This is a genomic window from candidate division KSB1 bacterium, from assembly GCA_022562085.1.
GTDB lineage: Bacteria > Zhuqueibacterota > Zhuqueibacteria > Oceanimicrobiales > Oceanimicrobiaceae > Oceanimicrobium.
The window spans coordinates 17,583-34,683 of sequence record JADFPY010000005.1; the positions used below are offsets into that span (position 1 = coordinate 17,583).

Genomic DNA, 17,101 nt, shown 5'->3' on the forward strand with positions numbered 1-17,101 from the left:
CTGTTTAAGCTGTTAAAAAGAAGTTTCCTACGCAACTTGTCGACTTCTCAGTTCCTGTAAAACTCTGGCGTACGCCTTAACCGCGTTTGTAAAATCAGCCCAGAGCAAGGGATTATCCTCGTTCACTTGAGGATTGTTTCTGGCGATTTTAATGGCCCGGTCAAAATAATCTGCTGCGGCCAAATAATCTTTGCAGTCTACACAAAGGTAGCCAAGGTCCACCAGGCCAATCCAAAACCTGCGGTTTGACTTAACTGATTTTAGCAGCATCTCTTTTGCCCGAGAACTCTCCCCTTCTTTGCGATAAATTTTACCGAGGAAATGATAGACCTGGTACAAGTAGGTATCTGATGAACTCGCAAACAGGTTAAAAACCGGCTTACTGGTAATTTCTTTGTGCTTCTTCAGGTAATTCTGAAAAGTTTCTTTTGCCAGCTCAGGCTTTTGTTTTTGAACATAAGTTACCCCGAGAAAATAGTAGGGGTCTAGATAATTTACATTAATTTTGATCGCTTCCAGACAATATTGTTTCGCGGCCTCGTGATCTTTCTTTTCAACTGAGATGAGAGCGAGGTTATTTAAAAGCATCAAGTAGAGGTGCTGTTTTCCGACATCGTCGGCGCTTATTTTCTCGAGCGCCTGCTTTCCAAACGATGCCGCCAGATCAAATTCCTTTTTGCCGATATGCATCATACAGAGATAAAAAAGCGTGGTCACACTGTCGGGATTTTCCTCCAGGCGTTTGTATAAGATTTCGGCATTTCGCTCTTTCTTCTTGTCCAAGTAATTCCGATCGAGGTTGTAGCCATGATGCAAAATATTGATATCCACCGGCAGAACCTCTCCGCAGATTTGCAGCACTTCGTGAATTGGGTTGATAAAATAACAGTCCCCATTGTTTCGATAGAGCCGCACCAGATAATGCACCGAAGGTTGGTTTTCACCAAACGTTGAGGAAACCCGGTTGTGCAAGGCCAGATAAGCACCGTTACATTTACCTTGATGGATAAGCTCCCGCACCTTGCCCTGGTCTTCGGGGAAAAGCTCCTCGTCGGCGTCGAGTTGCAGAATCCAATCACTTGACGCCTGCTCGTTGGCAAAATTTCTGGCGGCGGCAAAATCTTTCTGCCACTCGTAATGAAAAACCTTTGCGCCAAGTTCTTGGGCGATTTCCACCGTCCTGTCTTCGGAACCGGTATCAACGACAACTATTTCGTCGGAAATTGCCTGGACACTTTTCAGGCAAGTTGCCAAATGTTTTTCTTCATTTTTAACAATGAGACAGGTGGAAAGAGTCACGTCTTTCGGCTTTGCAACTTTTTTTATTTTTTGCAGGTAAGCGTTCGTTTCTTTAAGATTGTAATTTAACTTTCCGGCTTTTTGAAAACGGGCAAGCGCCTTATTGAAGCGGCAAAATGCTACATGACTAAGTCCCAACTCAAAATGCGATTCACCATGCTTTGGATTGAACCGAACGGCCTCTTCAAAACTCTCGACCGCCTCTACATATCGGTACTGCGACCCGTGGATCATGCCAGCGAGGTAATGGAGTTCATGGTCGCTCGGGTGGGTGTCCAGCAAAGCGATTAGTTTGATGAGAGCTTCATCAACCCGGTTGGATTTGAACAGGTTGATTACTTGGTCTTTTTCTTTTTGTGGAACTCGTCTCTTCCCTGAAGACATGATTTTTAAGATTTATGATTTGTTCAGATAGTTGCGGAGTTGATCAATTCCCCTATTCGGGCTTTGAGAAACAAATGTTTCGCTTATTATTCGGTTCCAAAGCTGAGCTTTGGAACCAGAGTTACTTTTGGACAGCCCGCCAGAGAAAGAATATTAGCTTATTTCTGAACCAATTCTTCCTCAGACAACTTTTCCAAAGCATCCTTAGCAGATTTATTTTTGGGATCGATTCCCAGAACCTTCTCCAAAATAAACCGCGTAGATTCAACATCTCCGATCTCGAAATAAAGCCGGGCGACGTTCAGAAGTGATTCGATATCATCCCCGTGCTGTTTTAAAATTTTCTGATAGGTCTCAATGCCTTTTTCATACTCTTTGGTAGCGATATAAATCTCCGCCAGATTCTTTTGTGCATCTAAAAATTTCGGGTCGATTTGGACAGCTTTTTCGAATGAGTCTCTGGCAGATTCATCCTCACCTAAATTTGCCGCGACAACGCCGTAACTGTTCAAAATGGCGCCGTTCTCACCACAAAAACTCAAAGCGCGTTCAAAATAGTTTTTTGCATCTTCATACTTTTCTTCATACTGACAGATAATGCCCAAGCCATAAATCGCTTCGAGATTTTCAGGCTCTCGTTCCAGGGTTTGTTTGTAGCTTTCCTGTGCTGCTTTGAAATTGCCCTGTTGCAAAAATTGGCTGCCTTCCAATAGTTTAACAGTGTCAGGCTGTGATTGATTCGATTCCATGATTCAATTTCTCCTAAAGTTTTTTCGTCTTTTGTGAGCAACCATATGGAGCGAAGCAAGCTCAAAGCAGAAGACTGCCTCGCCATCCTATTTTTATTTTAAACCGATTAAAGGAAAAGCCGGGGCTGCTCGCAATGACATTTTATTTTTTTAACTAACGAAATCAACTAAGCTGGTTTGAATCACCTCAGCCATCGTCCTCAGGGCTGTGGTCGTTGCATTTTCAAGTATTTGCAAATTCACGATTTCTTCAACAATATCCGTGTCTTGAATTTTGGATAAGAACTCTGCGAGATTGATATTCTCCGTTTCAATGAGCTGCTCTGTTAAAGTCAATCTATTTTGGATGACCCCAAACTCCGCAGAAAAAGACGTCACTTGATCAAGCGCACTACCCAATTCATCAATAGCATTTTGAATAGCGTTGGTATCGTTGCTCTCCAGACTCTGCTTCAAAGCAATCAGTTCGGCAAAAATGTCAACGCCGCCTGCCGGTGAAAAAATGTCTGCGCCAGATTTGTTGTATGTCACCTGGGTGTCAAAGCCGATATTACTTTTGATATCCGCATCGTTGCCGTTATAAGTGATGACATCGCCGGATCTGGTAAACGGCTTTGTGCCAGTAGTCTGGGTGCCGCCAAAAACAAATCGGCCTTTGAACCTTGAGTTGCCTTGATCGATTATATTGTCAATGAGCTGATCGATATTTTTAGCCAAACTCTGCCTCGCCTCGGCGTTTACCGTATCCGAACCTCCCTGAATTGCGATGCTTTTAGCCGTTTCCAGGTCGTCGCTAATCGCCTGCAGGGCGGCTTCGGAATTTGTGGTAAAACCCCTGATCTGCGTGATATTTTTTAAATACTGCTCGTTCCGGCTGATCAGAACTTTGAATTGCTGAATTTGCAAAGTGCCGGCCGGATCATCGGACGGCCGCCGCACTTTCTTCGTGGTCGCGATGTTGAGCTGCGCCTCATTCATCATCTGCAGGTTTCTCTGCACCGCCGACAGCATATTCCCGGCAATCATTTTATTGGTTATTCGCATATCAACTCCAAATTACTTCTGGCTACTCTCTTCATCTCTCATTACCAAAGCTCCTGCTTCCATCTCTCCTTCCCAAGCTCATGCTTGGGAATGCCAGCTCACGCGAGCGTAACTACCTTTGCGAAACGGAGTTTCACGTCCAATTCCATGCCAAAGTGGAGCTTCGGAATGAGTGAGGATTACAAATCTCATCACACCATATTCAAAATCGTCTGCGTCATCTCATCAACCGTCGTCACGAGCCTGGCCGCGGCCGTGAACGCCTGTTGCGCTTCAATTAAATTGATCATTTCCTCATCCAGGGAAACACCGGAAATCGAATCCCGGGTAAACTCGAGTTTTTCAACGGTAATTGCAAAACTATCCTGAAAGAAATCAGACTCCTGCGCCTGACTTCCGATTGAAGAAATCAGTGAATTGTAGAAATCACTGAAGGTAAAATGACCGTCGTTCATAACCAAACTATCTTGCAAATTCGCAAGCGAGAGCGCGGTGTTGTTATTTCCGGGTTCATTCAAGGCATCCGAAGCAGCGATGAGATTTGCATCGGCCAGAATTGCCGGATTGAGATCGATATCTGCCGCACCGGTTACATTGGCGTCAAATAAATCCGTTCCGGTGATACCATCCAGATTGTAGCCGGTCGAGTGAATGGCGTTGACTTGCTGCGCCAGATTCACCGCCAACTCATCCAGTTGAACCAGATAATCAGCAACGTGAGTGTCTCGGGTATCTAAAATCCCCTTAATTGAGCCATTGCTAATACCCGCGACTTGCCCGCCATTTTTGAACACCACTTTCGGCCCGATCGCTGTTGCAGATTCTACACTCAAAGCCAATTCCTGCGTCTGAGTATCCACGACCAAATGCCTGCCGCCGACAATCACATTGATGCCGCCGCTGGCATTTTCAATCGTTTTTACATCCACCAATTTCGAAAGCTCGTCGAGCAGCAAGGAACGTTTATCGCGCAAATCGTTAGCGTTACCGCCGCTCACTTCCTCATTAACAATTTTTTCATTCAGGTGGGCGACCTGAGATGTCAAGCGATTTACTTCCTCGACTTTTTTCCCCAGCTCCGTATTCAACTGCTGCTGGTAATCCGTCAATTGCCGGTTAATTCGTCTGAAGGTATTTTTTAAACTCACCGCTTTTTCGCGGACAATAATTCGGGCGGTAGTGATTTCAGGATCGTTCGCCAGGTCGTGAAACGAATCGAAGAAATCCTCCAGATTTCTGGTGAGACCGAAATCCGACGGCTCACCGAAAATATCTTCGATAAAATGCAAGGCCGTGCTTTTAAATTCATACTGGTAAAAATTGGGCCGCTCATTCAAGAGCTGCTGTTCGATAAAGTTGCTGTGGATGCGCTCGATGCCCTGAATGTTCACACCCGAGCCAAGAATTCCCTGCGGCGTCACCACCGATTTGCCCGCCGAAAGCATAATTCGCTGACGGGAGTACCCCTCGGTATTGACGTTGGCGATATTGTTACTTGCCACACTCATGGCGCTTTGATGCGCTTGCAGCGCCCGTCGTGCGATTCCAAGTATTCTTGATAAGTCAGGCATTGTCTAGTTTGTGATTCCTAAATAACGTGCATTAATTAAAGGTTCTTAGTAAGAATCTAAAATCTGTTTTGAGGTTGTCATTCAGTCATTTATTGTCAGTGGCCTCATGACCCAATGACATAAATGTCGTTTAATGACTGATCCTGAATTTTAAAACTACCAAGAAATACGATTCATCTGAAACAATAATTCGTAATTGTTTTTCTAGATAGAGTGATCTAACATTTTATATTTACCAACCCTGGTTTGCAGCTTGCCATCCTCTTGATAAATAGAAGCCTTGTCATTTCCACCCAAAAGTATCTTCATACTCTTTTCGATAAACCGCAGCGAATAGTTCAAAAGAAACTGGTTGCTCTTATTCAGCGTTCGAATTTTTTCAACAAGCGACATCAATAAATCGCGCTGTTCCCGAAGCCGCTCGGCATATTTTCCTTCTACTTCTTCGATTATTTTGCTCAGACGAGGATTCAGGTCATCGAGTGAAAGTTTTTCCGCCAATTCCTTCGTTTTCGCTAACCTTTCGGTTTCAATCGCTTTCGTTTTATTTGCGAGTTTATTTTCACTTTGGACATACTTATTTAATCGTTCAGTTTGGCCCTCAACTATAGCTCTTTGTTTCTCATGGAGCGTTTTTAATAGCTGCTTAAAGGCATCTATTTCGCTGGCGATAATCGAAATTAAGTCTTCTACAATTGCATCCATGGGCTACATTTCCCGATAAGCACTTAAAACTTTCTTCACATACACTTGGGTCTCTTCATAGGGTGGCATGCCGTTGAACTTTTCAACAGCTGCCGGGCCGGCGTTGTATGCGCTTAGGGCAAGCTTAAGGTTCCCCTCAAAACGCTCTAGCTGCTGTTTAAAATAATTGACGCCGCCGAAAATATTCTGCTCCGGGTGATACCGGTTCTTAACGCCCATTTGTTCTGCTGTACTTTTCATCAGCTGCATCAAGCCAACCGCGCCTTTTTTAGATATCGCTTTTGCATTGTAATTAGATTCCACTTTTATGATTGCTTCGACCAGCTTTGCATCGACGCCAAATTTGTCGGCTGCTTTATTAATAATCGAACGGTCCCAATTGCGGTCCATCTTCTGAGTTGAAATTCGTCTGACTGGACGCAGCCAATAGTCGGCGAGTGTTGCTCCCGGTGCCGACTCTTCCTGTCCGTTGTCCTTATGCAGGCTTTTAATTATAATATCGGACAAACCGAAGCCGCCCTTGCTCGCAATTGCCTGAGCGATGTTTTCATCAAACATTCTATGGTACATATCGCTCGACATTCCCTGGCCGAATAACCCGGAATTAATGCTGCGTCGCATATTGCTCAAAATCTGGGTAATGAAAATGGCCTCGAAATTCTGGGCCGCCTTTTTGAGCTTCTCGAACCTCGGGTTGGCCTCTTTCTTTTGCGCCAGATCGACGTAATCCAGTTTGGCCTTTGCAATATTGTTTAAAATTGAGTTTGTACCGTCTGTGCTGATTTTCAAATTCTTTGTTCTTGTGTGTGATTTCTAAATATAATCGAAATGGATAAAAATGTTTGTGTGTTTGTTCAGGTGCGAATACTATCTGAGAACAATTAAAATCTTTAAACACTTTAACACCCGAACACCCTAACACCCCCCTTTAATTCCCCCTTCGAGGGGGGACTAAGGGGGGGTGTTACATCACCACCAGCTCCGCCTGCAGCGCTCCCGCTTCTTTAATCGCCTGAAAAATTGCAATAATGTCCCGTGGCTTCACCCCCAGCTGATTTAAAGCAGAAGCGATGTCGCTGACCGTCACTGTGTTATTAATTACCACTGTATTCGCTTTATCAATTTGCACGGTCGTCGAAGTGATTCCTTCAAGCACGGTTCTACCGCGCCGGGCAAACGGAGCCGGCTGCGAAATCACCGGTGTCCGTCTCGTGTGGATGGTCAGGTTGCCGTGCGAAACCATGATTTCGGAAATCTGCACATTGCCGCCGGCAACAATCGTCCCGGTGCGTTCGTTCATAACCACTTTTGCAATTCGATCCTGCACTACAGTCAAGCTTTCGATCTCCGACATAAACTTCACCAGATCTCCGGATTTTTGCACACGCCGCGGCCACTTGACATAAATCGTCGCCGCATTGACCGGAGTTGCAATATTTGACGCAAACCGTGAATTAATGGCTTTGGCAACCCGGGAGGAAGTCGTAAAATCCGGATTTTGCAGCATAATTCCTAAAGGCTTTTCTACATCAAGAACCGACTGCATGGCTTTCTGCACAATCGCGCCATTCGGAACCCGGCCGACCAGAGTGTAGTTTTGCCGTATCTTCTCCCCATCGCCGGTTTCGATGTTAAACCCGCCGATTGAAAGCGGACCCTGCGCCAAGGCGTAAAGCTCACCGCTGGTGTTCAACAAAGGCGTAATTAGAAGCATGCCCCCTTCCAAGCTTTTGGCGTCACCCAAAGAGGAGACTGTAACATCGAGCTTTGTGCCGATATTTGCAAAAGCGTTGAGGTTAGCGGTAACCATGACTGCAGCCACGTTGCGCACCCGGAGTTTGTTGGCCGATACGGTAATGCCGAATTTCTCAAGCATGTTGGCCACCGACTGCACGGTAAAAATCGCCCCGCGGGAACCGCTGCTCCGGTCCCCGGAGCCGTCGAGTCCGATCACGAGTCCGTAGCCGATTAAATGCTGGCCATGCATTCCTTGAAAAGAGGCAATGTCTTTGATGCGGGCCTGGCCAAAAAGGTTAGCAAACTGTAGGATAAAAATTAGTAGAACTTTTAAATAATTAATCTTCATCTCTTAAGCTATTTTGTTTGAAAACAACGATGCTATCTCTTAAAGCGATGGCATCGATCAACTCTAATTCGCCGCAGCCGAGATCCCCAAAACCGCAGCCGCACCGAGTCCCATCACCATGAGCCAGGTCGACCAGCGACCTATCATGCCCGGCCTGCTTCTTAGAAAACCATCTTTTTTATAAGCGATTTCTACATTGGCTATATTATAAGATAGAACCATATTGTCCGAAGCGATATCTTTGGGCCGCACCAGTCCTTTTACATCTAACAAGTAAGATTCGCCGTTTACTTCGAGACGGCGTCGGCCTCGTATTTTCAGATTGCCGTTCGGCAAAATTTCCGTCACGACTGCTGTCAATTTTCCGGTGAGTCCATCCTTTTGGGCCGTGCCAGCCTGATCGGTCTGGTCGTTCTCGAAGCTGGAAGACACGCCTATCAAAGGCAAAACACTGGTGAGATTGCCGCTCAAACTACCGTTAGCTTTTAACGAAGATTTCCCGGAAAATTTAAGATTCGACTGTTGGGAACCCGAGGTTGATTCTACGATCAGAATCGTCACGATATCGCCGACCCTGCGGGCTTTGATATCGGTGTAAAGCGAACTGTTTTTATACTTATTAAAAGATTGGGCAAATCCATTTTGCGCCAAAGCGCTGACCAATAAAACAAAAATTAATCCCGTAATTCTTTTCATGATAGTCCTTTAAAGATTCACTAAAACCGTCTTTGCATCTATGACTTTTGCCGTGTAACTCTTTTTGTTTCCAACACACTTGACCCGGATTTCATCTCCGATTTTGCCGTCCTGACGGGCGACGCCGGGGGTGGTAATTTCAAGCGAACCTCGTTTAAAACGAATGTCGACTCCACCTCCTCTCGCAATCACCGGCAGTGTTTCAACTAAATTTTCGGTAATCACATCGCCGGTTTGAATAAGTCTCGTAGTTCTCAATCCGCTTATCTCTTTCAGCGAAGAAAACGTTTTCTTGGTAAGACTGGTTGTTTCAAGCCTTGCTAATTGCAGGTCCTCCGAATTTACAACGGTAAATCGTCCTAACTTCGTTTTACTTACTATAACGTTTTGAAATGTTCTAATTCGAGTGTTCACGTTCAACGTTTTCAGGTATTGGCCGTTTCGATACAATCCGCACTTGATGAATTGAAGGCCTTTGCGGACCGGTTTGCGAGATGGTAAAATTTTGATTTCATCACAAGCGATTTTCGCGGCATTCTGTTTTTCCAGATTGGGAAACTCTAAAAGCAGTTCGTCTTTTGACAATTGTAGTTTGTGCAGGACATACTTTTCAATGGTTACCTTGAGTTGTTCTGTGGTCAGAATCTGGCTTTTGCCTTGATTAACTGGCAAAATCAACAGGGCTATTAATGTGCATAACCGTAAACAAAAATCTCGCGGAACCTGCACTGAGCACAGCCGAAATGTTCGAAATGACATCAAAATACCAACTTTACCGTTTCAAGTTACTGGCGACTTCCATCATCTGCTCGGCGGTTCGAATAGCCTTGCTGTTGGTCTCGAAAGCCCGCTGGGCGACGATCATATCGACCATCTCTTTAACCACGTCCACATTGGATTCTTCCAGATAACCTTGAAGAAGTTGACCGAATCCTTCCCCGCCCGGGGTTCCTAAAATAGCGTCTCCTGAGGCAGCGGTCGCTTCAAACAGGTTTCCGCCGATATTCTTCAGACCGCCCGCATTGATAAACTTTGCCAGTTCAATTTGTCCCAGTTCCTCCGGTTCGGTAGCGCCGCTCACGATGGCCGAAACGGTACCGTCAACGCCGATGTTAATTTGCAGGGCCTCCTGAGGCACTGCGATTCCAGGTTCCAGGATCAAACCGACAACATTGACGATTTGCCCATCGGAAGACAAGCGAAAATTGCCGTCCCGGGTGTAGGCCAACGTTCCGTCCGGCTTCTGAATTTGAAAGAAGCCATCACCCTCCAAAGCGACATCTAAATTATTATCGGTGCGAACGACATTGCCTTGCATGAAATTCTTTACCGTCCCAATTGGGCGGTTACCGTGACCGATTTGCAGCTCAGTCGGAAGCTCGGTATTCAATTGGTCGGTTACACCCGCCGGACGTAAGGTTTGATAAAAGAGATCCTGAAATTCAATGGAGCTTTTTTTGAAACCCGTGGTGCTGATGTTCGCTAAATTATTAGCGATGTTATCAAGTTTTAAGCTTTGAGCAAACATTCCTAATGAAGCAGTTCGTAAGGCTCTAATCATTGTCCATTCTCCTAATTTTTCAGATTCTAAATTCTCGTTCCCAAGCTCCTGCTTGGAATGCTTATGGATGCGAAACTCTGTTTCGCATAAGCATTACGAAGCAGAGCTTCGTAATGAGTCAGTCTGCTGGGAGGACCCAAGGTGATTAGCCCACCCGTCCTATTTCGTTGGCCGCTTTTTGTAAAATGGCATCCTGCGACCGGATCATTTTCTGACCCACTTCATATTGATGCATCAAGTCGATCATGGCAACCATTTCGGAAACCGAGTCGACGTTGGAGTTTTCCAAAAACCCCTGTTTCAACTCTACATTCTCCAAAGGGGTCGCCTCAATGCCTTCCTTCAGTTGAAACAAGTTCGACCCTATCTTGGAAAAATCTGATGGGTTTTGGGCCGACACAATTTTCAATTTATCAATGACGTTGCCGTCAATGAGAATTTCGCCGGATCCGTTTATCAAAATTTCGGCAGCAGAATTCTCCTGCAAATTGATTTCAATCGGGCCGCCCTCTCCCAAAACGGGAAGGCCATCAACGGTAATCAACAGACCTTCCTGATTAAGCGTAAAACGGCCGTCGCGGGTGTAGGCTTCGCCTTCCAGCGTTTCAACGGAAAAGAGTCCGTCGCCAGAAATCGCAACATCGAGGGGGCGGTTGGTACCTTCCAGCGCACCCTGGGTAAAATCAATTCGAGAGCCAGCGTATGGGATCGTCATGTTTTTTGCAAAGTCCGGTCCGCTAAGCTCGCTGACTTTTTTCTTGAGCGCGTTGACGAACAGCTCTTCGCGTTTGTATCCTCTGGTACTGATGTTCGCCAGATTATTTGTTATGGTTTCCAATTGGGCCATTTGCGTTGTCATAGCATGGCCGGTCAGTATCAGTCTTGTTAACATCTATTTCCTCTATGATTAAATGACCCAAAATCTACCTGGCTAAAGCAACATGCATGCCATGCGCAAATCATCGATTTTAGTTGTTATTTATTAAGGAATTAAATGGAAACTCCGAAAAGGTTTTTTGGGCTTGTAACTGTTACTTTTTACCCAGTACAAGGAAATATTACCGATAGCAACTTATCTCTTTACTGTCCACATTACGCTCGCAAAGGCATCCTTTTTTTGCACACTCTTTGGACAGCCTCATCGTTTTCCTAATTTAAAGACTGCTTCTGCAAATTCTTCAAAAACTCGGCGCCGTCTTTGCCAATCAGCTCTTCCCTGGTGACTTCTTTACCGACTCGCGACGCCGCCACAATTGAGCCTAAATCGCGGGCGACTTCTGCCAATTCCGGCGGAGACGGAGACCTCCCTTTGGGAGTCTTCACCGACTCAGAAAAGGATCGCATTAGTGACTCAAGCCTGGGAGGCGTGTTTGCAGCACCAGATTTATTGGCTCGAACCACCTCAGGCTCCTTCCTGATTTCTTCGATTTCGTTCGATTCTAAAGTGGATTTCAAAATTTCGACAAATTTACGGTTTGTTTGTTTTGAAACGGCTTGCTTTTCCCCCAATCGCTTTCGGGTTTGCAGGGAGCTTTCGGATTTCTTGGAGCGCCTCATAAGATAAACAGCCATCAAAATCAAATCAATCAGGACAAACGCAGCGACCATCACGGAAACCAGTGTGTACTTGCTCATCAGTTGATTTCCCTTGGAGGTTCGATCTTTTGCAATTTTTGACAGCTCAGATTTCACTGAATTCAAGGAGGTTTGGAAAGGAATGATTGATTCGTTGAGCAGGGTTTCTGTGCTGTCGTAATTTGCAAAAACCGCTCCTTCCAATGAATCATCGGCAGCTGCGGAAAGCGAGGGTGAGTCCATTTCAGATGACTCAACCGAATCAAATTCGATTGATTGCAGAGAATCAACTTGAGATACAGCTGTGACAAGCATTTGCTCACCTGCCTGCGGTTCAGGTTGCAAAGTCTTCTCTCTTTTTTTAGTTTTTTCTCTCAAAATAGAAGTTGGATAAATGTCCAGTACAATTCGAAACGGTCGGTTTAAATAATAATGATCAACTCGTAGATTAGACAGCTTCAAAATCGTAGTGACTGAAAGAAAATTCGGTGATGGCTTAACGCTTACCTGCTTTAAATAACGATCTTTTTGATCGAGATTAATTTCACCAAAGTTATGAACCGCATTTACGCCGAGCACATCAATGATCACCGTGCCATTTTCAACGTCTTTGATAACTTGAAATTGTACGTCAGAATCGAATTGGATGACCACTCTGGAATAGGTTCTGTGAAATCCGGTGCGGATATCGGTGAGGTCAGCGCTTTGAGCAATTTGAGTGAAAACGATTATGCTTACAATCATCCCTACCCAGATCGAAACAGAATTTCTAAAGCAATTGCGTTCCGAAGCAGAAGCTTTGGAACGAGGAAAAACAGGAGGTGCGCTTGCATTTGCATTCCAAAGCAGAGCTTTGGGACGAGATAGTAAATTTTCTAAAAATATCACGGGTCTATCCTTGGTTAAACTTGAATGTCGATAAAGCCGCCTTTTCCTGAGGGCTCATCGTCCTTGGTTTTTTTAGTATTTTTTGGTTTTTGAGTCTGTCCTGAAATGATGGCGAGGTCCTGCGAATCCGCAGAATGCTTCTTGTCCTGCTTTTTCTTCTTCTGCTTTTTTTGCTGCTTAGGCTGCTGCCTTTCTCCGACTGAATTCGGACTTGCCGCAGTGGGCACCCCTAAAGATACACCGTAGTCATCCATGACAATTACCTTCTTTATGTACTTGGTTCGATGATGGTCAGCCTGCGAAGCTCATTGCGGACAGTAAGAATTGCCTTTCCTAAAAGACGGCTGATTCGTGATTCGGACAAATTAAGCACTTTGCCAATTTCCAAGAGTGTCATTTCGTCATGATAATACATGAGGACAATGAGTCTTTGCCGCTCAGGTAGTTTGTAAATGGCGTCTTTTACTGAATTGAGTATATTTTTTCTGTTTAATTGTTCAAAGGGGCTCACGGAATTTTTATCGGGGATGGCGTCACTGAGCCGGACCTCTTCTCCATCCACGTCATGAGGTTGATCGAGAGAAATGCTGAAATTAATTTGTGCCATCTCCAGGACGCGATGGCACTCCTTCAGCTCCATGCCGACATCATCGGCAATCTCGAAATTCGACGGTTCCCGGTTCAACTCAAAAGTTAATTTTGAAATGGAGCGCTCAATCTCTTTCAATTTGGCGCGGTCGGATCGGCTGACAATATCAATTTTTCTGAGATAATCGAGAATATAACCCCGAACGCGCCAGGTGGCGTAGGTTTTAAAACTGGCGTTTTTCTTAATGTCGAAGTCTTCCAAAGCACGGATCAAGCCGATGATTCCAGAACTGTGAATGTCTTCCAATTCGGCTTTATTTCGAACGGCGAGATTCATGCGCCCGATTACATATTTCACAATCGGCATGAATCCGACAATCACCTGCTCACGGAGTCTCGGGTTTTGAGATTTTAAATACTCTTTAACAAGGTCCTCGTTATTCACCCGCAATTTCCTCTTCTGCTGCTTCTTCCGGTTGCTCAACTGTTTTCGGTTTCACTGCTTTTGGCTCAACTTTCTTCGGGCCTTGAGTCATTATGACTCTCACTCCTACAAAAAATACGATTAAGACTAAATAAATGCCTGCAAATACAAAAAGTCCACGCAGGATGCTTTCAGAAAACGAAACGCCTGTGACAAGGCAATAGAGAATTCCAAGTATGGCGACAAAAAAACTAAACTTTATGATGATTTGGGTTATCATTAATTTATAATCATATTAGCAATTTGATTTTTGTCCGCTAAAAATATATCGTCAGGAACTCTTTGTCCATTAGTGAAAAATGAAATCGGCAGGTCAATTTTTTTGCCGACATTCAAAATATTACCTAGCCGGGTGGTTTCATCAATTTTAGAAATAATCAACCGGTTGACCGGAAGCGTTGAAAAATTTTTCGCCGAATCCACCAGAATATCCGGCCGCATGGAAGCGGGCAAAACGAGATGGATTTCATCAAACATTTCCAGGTTTAAAAAACGTTTAAGGTCCTCTAAATGGCCGGAATCTAACGGGCTTCTCCCTGCGGTGTCAACTAAAATTACTTGCTGATTTTTAAATTTATCAACTGCTTGTTTGAACTCTGCAGGCTCATAAACAATCTCAAGAGGTAACTTGGCCAATGCCGCGAATGTTTTCAACTGGGCAGCGGCCGCAACGCGATAAGTATCGATCGTAATCAGCCCGACTCTTTGCTTGCCAAAGTAATCTGGGTTCGTGGCCAATTTAATGATCGAAGTGGTCTTGCCCACGCCGGTGGGGCCAACCAGGCAGATCAGCTTTGGTTTATTGGGCGGCAAAGCAGTACTGTTGAAAGTATTAAAATATTTACCAATTTCGATCTGCAACTCCTGCTTGATTCTAAACTGATCATCGGTTTCTGATTTATCCAACTTGTGTGACACTTTATAGACCAATTCAGATGCCAGATCTTCATCCACCCCTTTTTCCTCTACCAGAAAACGCAGCGTCTCCGGCAGCAACAACATCTTTGAATACCGGATGTAATGTGACATATCTTTGAGGGTTTCTTTAAGCTGGTTTAGCTCCGCCATCAGCTCCGTCTCAGACTTAACCGGACTGCTTTTTTGCGGCGGTTTTAAATCTGCCGGAGTATAAAACATTTTTGCCGGCTTTTTTTCTGCGGGCTTTGCCGGAACAGAAGGCGAGTTATCATCTGACATGGCGGTCAATTCAAACATGCCGGGTTCGCCCGATTCCTTGTCTGATTTTTTTGTCTGCAAAATAATTGCATCGTCACCGAAATGCTCTTTAGCCAATTGAATGGCTTCTTTAACTGTCGGTGCTGTAAATTTTTTAATCATAGCTCAATAGTCCTATGCTGCCCATTGTGTTAACAACAATGCCCGGTAATAATTCGGAAATCGATAAAACGTGCAATTCCGGAATCACCGGCTCAAAAAATTTCTTGACAAACCGTCTTATGGTCGGTCCGGTTATGAGAAGCGGTTTACTGCCCGTGAGTAGCAGTTCCTGTTTTTTGTCATGGACCTGTTTAAAGAGTTCCTTCATGGCATCGGGTGAAAGACCCAGGTTGGCTCCGGGCTGCTTGCCTCCTGCCGTTTGCTTCAAAAGAAACTCTTCCAGCCGGGCGTCTAAAGTCATGGCGTGAATTTCACTTTGCTCGTTCTTATATAAATTCGTGATGGCCTCGGAAACCGCAACTCGCACGTACTCGGTTAACAGCTCAGGGTCCTTTGTCAAAGGGATGCGATCCGCTAATTCCTCAAGGATGGTGGACAAGTCCCTGATTGGAATGTTTTCTTTGAGCAAGTTCCGTAAAACATTTTGAATGGTTCCAACGGTCACAAGATTCGGGACCAACTCTTCGACCACGGCTGAATGTTCTTCTTTGAAATTATCGAGAAGATTTTGCACGGCCTGGCGGTCGAGAATTTTATAAGCATCTCGCTTTATGACGTGCATCAAATGGGTGGAGACAACTGCGGAGGCATCGACAACGGCGTATCCTTTAAGTTCCGCCTTCTCTTTTTGCTCTTGATTCAGCCAATACGCCGGCATTTTGTAGGTCGGGTCAACGGTCTTAATACCTTCCAGAGCCTCATCTTCGCCATCAGGTGCCAAGGCCAGATAGTATCCGGTCATCACTTCGCCGGAGGCGATCTGGTTGCCTTTAATTTTAATGACATATTCGCTGGCCTTCAGCTGCACGTTGTCCCGGATGCGAATCGCCGGAACGACGATACCGAGCTCTTGAGCAATCTGCTTGCGAATCATAGTTATGCTGTCGAGCAAATCGCCGCCCTGGTTTACATCGATCATTGGGATAAGACTGTAACCGATTTCAATTTCAAGAGGATCAACGTGAAGATAGCTTTCGATAACCTCCTTTTCCGAAGGTTCGGGCAGCAGCTCTTCTTCAACGCTTTCTTCCTCTGGTGATTCTGATATGAAGCCTTTAGAAATATAGCCAATGCCAACGATTACCCCTCCCAATACCAGAAAGGGCAGGGTTGGCAATCCAGGGATAATTCCCATAGTAACCAACACGCCACCGGCGACATAACTTGCTCGTGGTTTTGAAAAAAGTTGACTGGATAAAGTTTTGGCCAGATTATCCTCTGAGGTTGACCTTGTGACAATCAGGCCGGCGGAAGTCGAGATTAGCAGGGCGGGAATCTGTGAAACCAAGCCATCTCCAACTGTCAGGATCGTGTAAGTTGTGAGCGCTTCCGTCACACTCATATTTAATTGCGACATCCCAATGATCAATCCGCCGATGATGTTGATTACTGTAATGAGTATTCCAGCCACCGCGTCTCCGCGGACGAATTTACTGGCACCATCCATGGCGCCGTAAAAATCCGCTTCCTTTCTAATCTCAGTTCTGCGCTCGCGAGCTTCTTTTTCATCGATGATGCCGGTGTTCAAATCCGCGTCAATGGCCATCTGTTTTCCGGGCATGGCGTCCAAGGTAAACCTCGCCGCGACCTCGGCAATTCTGCCCGAGCCTTTGGTAATCACCACAAAGTTGATCACAACCAAAATGATAAAAATGACCACCCCGACAACATAATTTCCGCCAACGACAAATCCTCCGAACGCCTCGATGACTTCACCAGCGTATCCTTCTCCTAAAATTAAGCGGGTGGAGGCTACGTTCAGAGAAAGGCGAAATAGGGTTACCAATAAAAGAACACCCGGGAAGACGGAAAACTCGAGGGGCTTGATGGCGTACATTGGCACCAAAAGAATCATCAACGAGCAAGCGATGTTAACCGCCAGAAGAAAGTCCAGCATAAAGCTGGGTAGCGGAATAATCATAAACATGATAATCGCCACCACCGAAATCGCCAGCACGATATCGGTCCGGTTTTGAATTAACTCAATGAATGATGAAAATCGAGGTTGTGGTTTTTCTTCAGACAACAAAGTCTCCAAACATTACATTATCGCGTTCAAAAGCTCCGGCTTTG

17 protein-coding genes are annotated in these 17,101 nt (G+C 45.2%); all 17 read right to left on the reverse strand.

The genetic code is table 11. The annotated features are described in order from the left end of the window. Positions 1-27: 27 nt before the first annotated feature. Positions 28-1,683 (reverse strand): glycosyltransferase, encoded by a 1,656-nt coding sequence (locus tag IH879_00960; protein ID MCH7673504.1) that lies wholly within the window; start codon positions 1,681-1,683, stop codon positions 28-30. Between the two features lie 158 nt (positions 1,684-1,841). Beyond that, the gene (locus IH879_00965; protein ID MCH7673505.1) at positions 1,842-2,432 is read right to left on the reverse strand and encodes a tetratricopeptide repeat protein; all 591 of its coding nucleotides are present in this window, start codon (positions 2,430-2,432) and stop codon (positions 1,842-1,844) included. 150 nt (positions 2,433-2,582) lie between these two features. Then, positions 2,583-3,476, reverse strand: a complete 894-nt coding sequence (gene flgL / locus IH879_00970) for a flagellar hook-associated protein FlgL (GenBank protein MCH7673506.1) — start codon at positions 3,474-3,476, stop codon at positions 2,583-2,585. A 191-nt stretch (positions 3,477-3,667) separates the two neighbouring features. Further along, positions 3,668-5,047, reverse strand: a complete 1,380-nt coding sequence (gene flgK, locus IH879_00975) for a flagellar hook-associated protein FlgK (GenBank protein ID MCH7673507.1) — start codon at positions 5,045-5,047, stop codon at positions 3,668-3,670. 204 nt (positions 5,048-5,251) lie between these two features. Then, entirely contained in the window at positions 5,252-5,752 is a 501-nt protein-coding gene (locus IH879_00980) for a flagellar protein FlgN (GenBank protein MCH7673508.1), read from the reverse strand. A gap of 3 nt (positions 5,753-5,755) precedes the next feature. After that, a complete protein-coding gene (locus tag IH879_00985; GenBank protein MCH7673509.1) occupies positions 5,756-6,541 on the reverse strand; it encodes a transglycosylase SLT domain-containing protein in 786 nt (261 codons plus the stop codon). Between the two features lie 175 nt (positions 6,542-6,716). After that, a complete protein-coding gene (locus tag IH879_00990; protein MCH7673510.1) occupies positions 6,717-7,838 on the reverse strand; it encodes a flagellar basal body P-ring protein FlgI in 1,122 nt (373 codons plus the stop codon). A gap of 63 nt (positions 7,839-7,901) precedes the next feature. Then, positions 7,902-8,534: a flagellar basal body L-ring protein FlgH gene (locus IH879_00995; GenBank protein MCH7673511.1), complete on the reverse strand. Its 633-nt coding sequence runs from the start codon at positions 8,532-8,534 to the stop codon at positions 7,902-7,904. A 9-nt stretch (positions 8,535-8,543) separates the two neighbouring features. Next, entirely contained in the window at positions 8,544-9,206 is a 663-nt protein-coding gene (flgA, locus tag IH879_01000) for a flagellar basal body P-ring formation protein FlgA (GenBank protein MCH7673512.1), read from the reverse strand. A 100-nt stretch (positions 9,207-9,306) separates the two neighbouring features. Next, complete coding sequence (gene flgG / locus IH879_01005) at positions 9,307-10,095, reverse strand: flagellar basal-body rod protein FlgG (GenBank protein ID MCH7673513.1); 789 nt, start codon at positions 10,093-10,095, stop codon at positions 9,307-9,309. A 145-nt stretch (positions 10,096-10,240) separates the two neighbouring features. Next, complete coding sequence (locus IH879_01010; protein MCH7673514.1) at positions 10,241-10,987, reverse strand: flagellar hook-basal body protein; 747 nt, start codon at positions 10,985-10,987, stop codon at positions 10,241-10,243. A gap of 257 nt (positions 10,988-11,244) precedes the next feature. Continuing rightward, positions 11,245-12,558: a hypothetical protein gene (locus IH879_01015; protein ID MCH7673515.1), complete on the reverse strand. Its 1,314-nt coding sequence runs from the start codon at positions 12,556-12,558 to the stop codon at positions 11,245-11,247. 14 nt (positions 12,559-12,572) lie between these two features. Then, positions 12,573-12,812 carry a hypothetical protein gene (locus IH879_01020; GenBank protein MCH7673516.1) on the reverse strand — a complete coding sequence of 80 codons (240 nt, stop codon included), beginning with the start codon at positions 12,810-12,812 and terminating at the stop codon, positions 12,573-12,575. A gap of 14 nt (positions 12,813-12,826) precedes the next feature. Next, positions 12,827-13,591 (reverse strand): FliA/WhiG family RNA polymerase sigma factor, encoded by a 765-nt coding sequence (locus IH879_01025; protein MCH7673517.1) that lies wholly within the window; start codon positions 13,589-13,591, stop codon positions 12,827-12,829. After that, on the reverse strand, positions 13,584-13,850 hold the full coding sequence (locus IH879_01030; GenBank protein MCH7673518.1) for a hypothetical protein: 267 nt from the start codon (positions 13,848-13,850) through the stop codon (positions 13,584-13,586). The genes IH879_01025 and IH879_01030 overlap by 8 nt, the downstream gene beginning before the upstream one ends. Further along, positions 13,850-14,968 (reverse strand): flagellar biosynthesis protein FlhF, encoded by a 1,119-nt coding sequence (flhF, locus tag IH879_01035; GenBank protein ID MCH7673519.1) that lies wholly within the window; start codon positions 14,966-14,968, stop codon positions 13,850-13,852. Before flhF ends, IH879_01030 begins: the two co-directional genes overlap by 1 nt. Beyond that, on the reverse strand, positions 14,961-17,015 hold the full coding sequence (gene flhA, locus IH879_01040; protein ID MCH7673520.1) for a flagellar biosynthesis protein FlhA: 2,055 nt from the start codon (positions 17,013-17,015) through the stop codon (positions 14,961-14,963). The genes flhF and flhA overlap by 8 nt, the downstream gene beginning before the upstream one ends. Positions 17,016-17,101: the final 86 nt, after the last annotated feature.

Coding starts and splice junctions, on each gene's coding strand:
- flgL (MCH7673506.1), bottom strand. CDS start 3,476: ATGCGAATAACCAATAAAATGATTGCCGGGAATATGCTGTCGGCGGTG.
- flgK (MCH7673507.1), bottom strand. CDS start 5,047: ATGCCTGACTTATCAAGAATACTTGGAATCGCACGACGGGCGCTGCAA.
- flgG (MCH7673513.1), bottom strand. CDS start 10,095: ATGATTAGAGCCTTACGAACTGCTTCATTAGGAATGTTTGCTCAAAGC.
- IH879_00990 (MCH7673510.1), bottom strand. CDS start 7,838: ATGAAGATTAATTATTTAAAAGTTCTACTAATTTTTATCCTACAGTTT.
- IH879_01010 (MCH7673514.1), bottom strand. CDS start 10,987: ATGTTAACAAGACTGATACTGACCGGCCATGCTATGACAACGCAAATG.
- flhF (MCH7673519.1), bottom strand. CDS start 14,968: ATGATTAAAAAATTTACAGCACCGACAGTTAAAGAAGCCATTCAATTG.
- IH879_00995 (MCH7673511.1), bottom strand. CDS start 8,534: ATGAAAAGAATTACGGGATTAATTTTTGTTTTATTGGTCAGCGCTTTG.
- IH879_01020 (MCH7673516.1), bottom strand. CDS start 12,812: ATGGATGACTACGGTGTATCTTTAGGGGTGCCCACTGCGGCAAGTCCG.
- IH879_00980 (MCH7673508.1), bottom strand. CDS start 5,752: ATGGATGCAATTGTAGAAGACTTAATTTCGATTATCGCCAGCGAAATA.
- IH879_00960 (MCH7673504.1), bottom strand. CDS start 1,683: ATGTCTTCAGGGAAGAGACGAGTTCCACAAAAAGAAAAAGACCAAGTA.
- IH879_00965 (MCH7673505.1), bottom strand. CDS start 2,432: ATGGAATCGAATCAATCACAGCCTGACACTGTTAAACTATTGGAAGGC.
- IH879_01030 (MCH7673518.1), bottom strand. CDS start 13,850: ATGATAACCCAAATCATCATAAAGTTTAGTTTTTTTGTCGCCATACTT.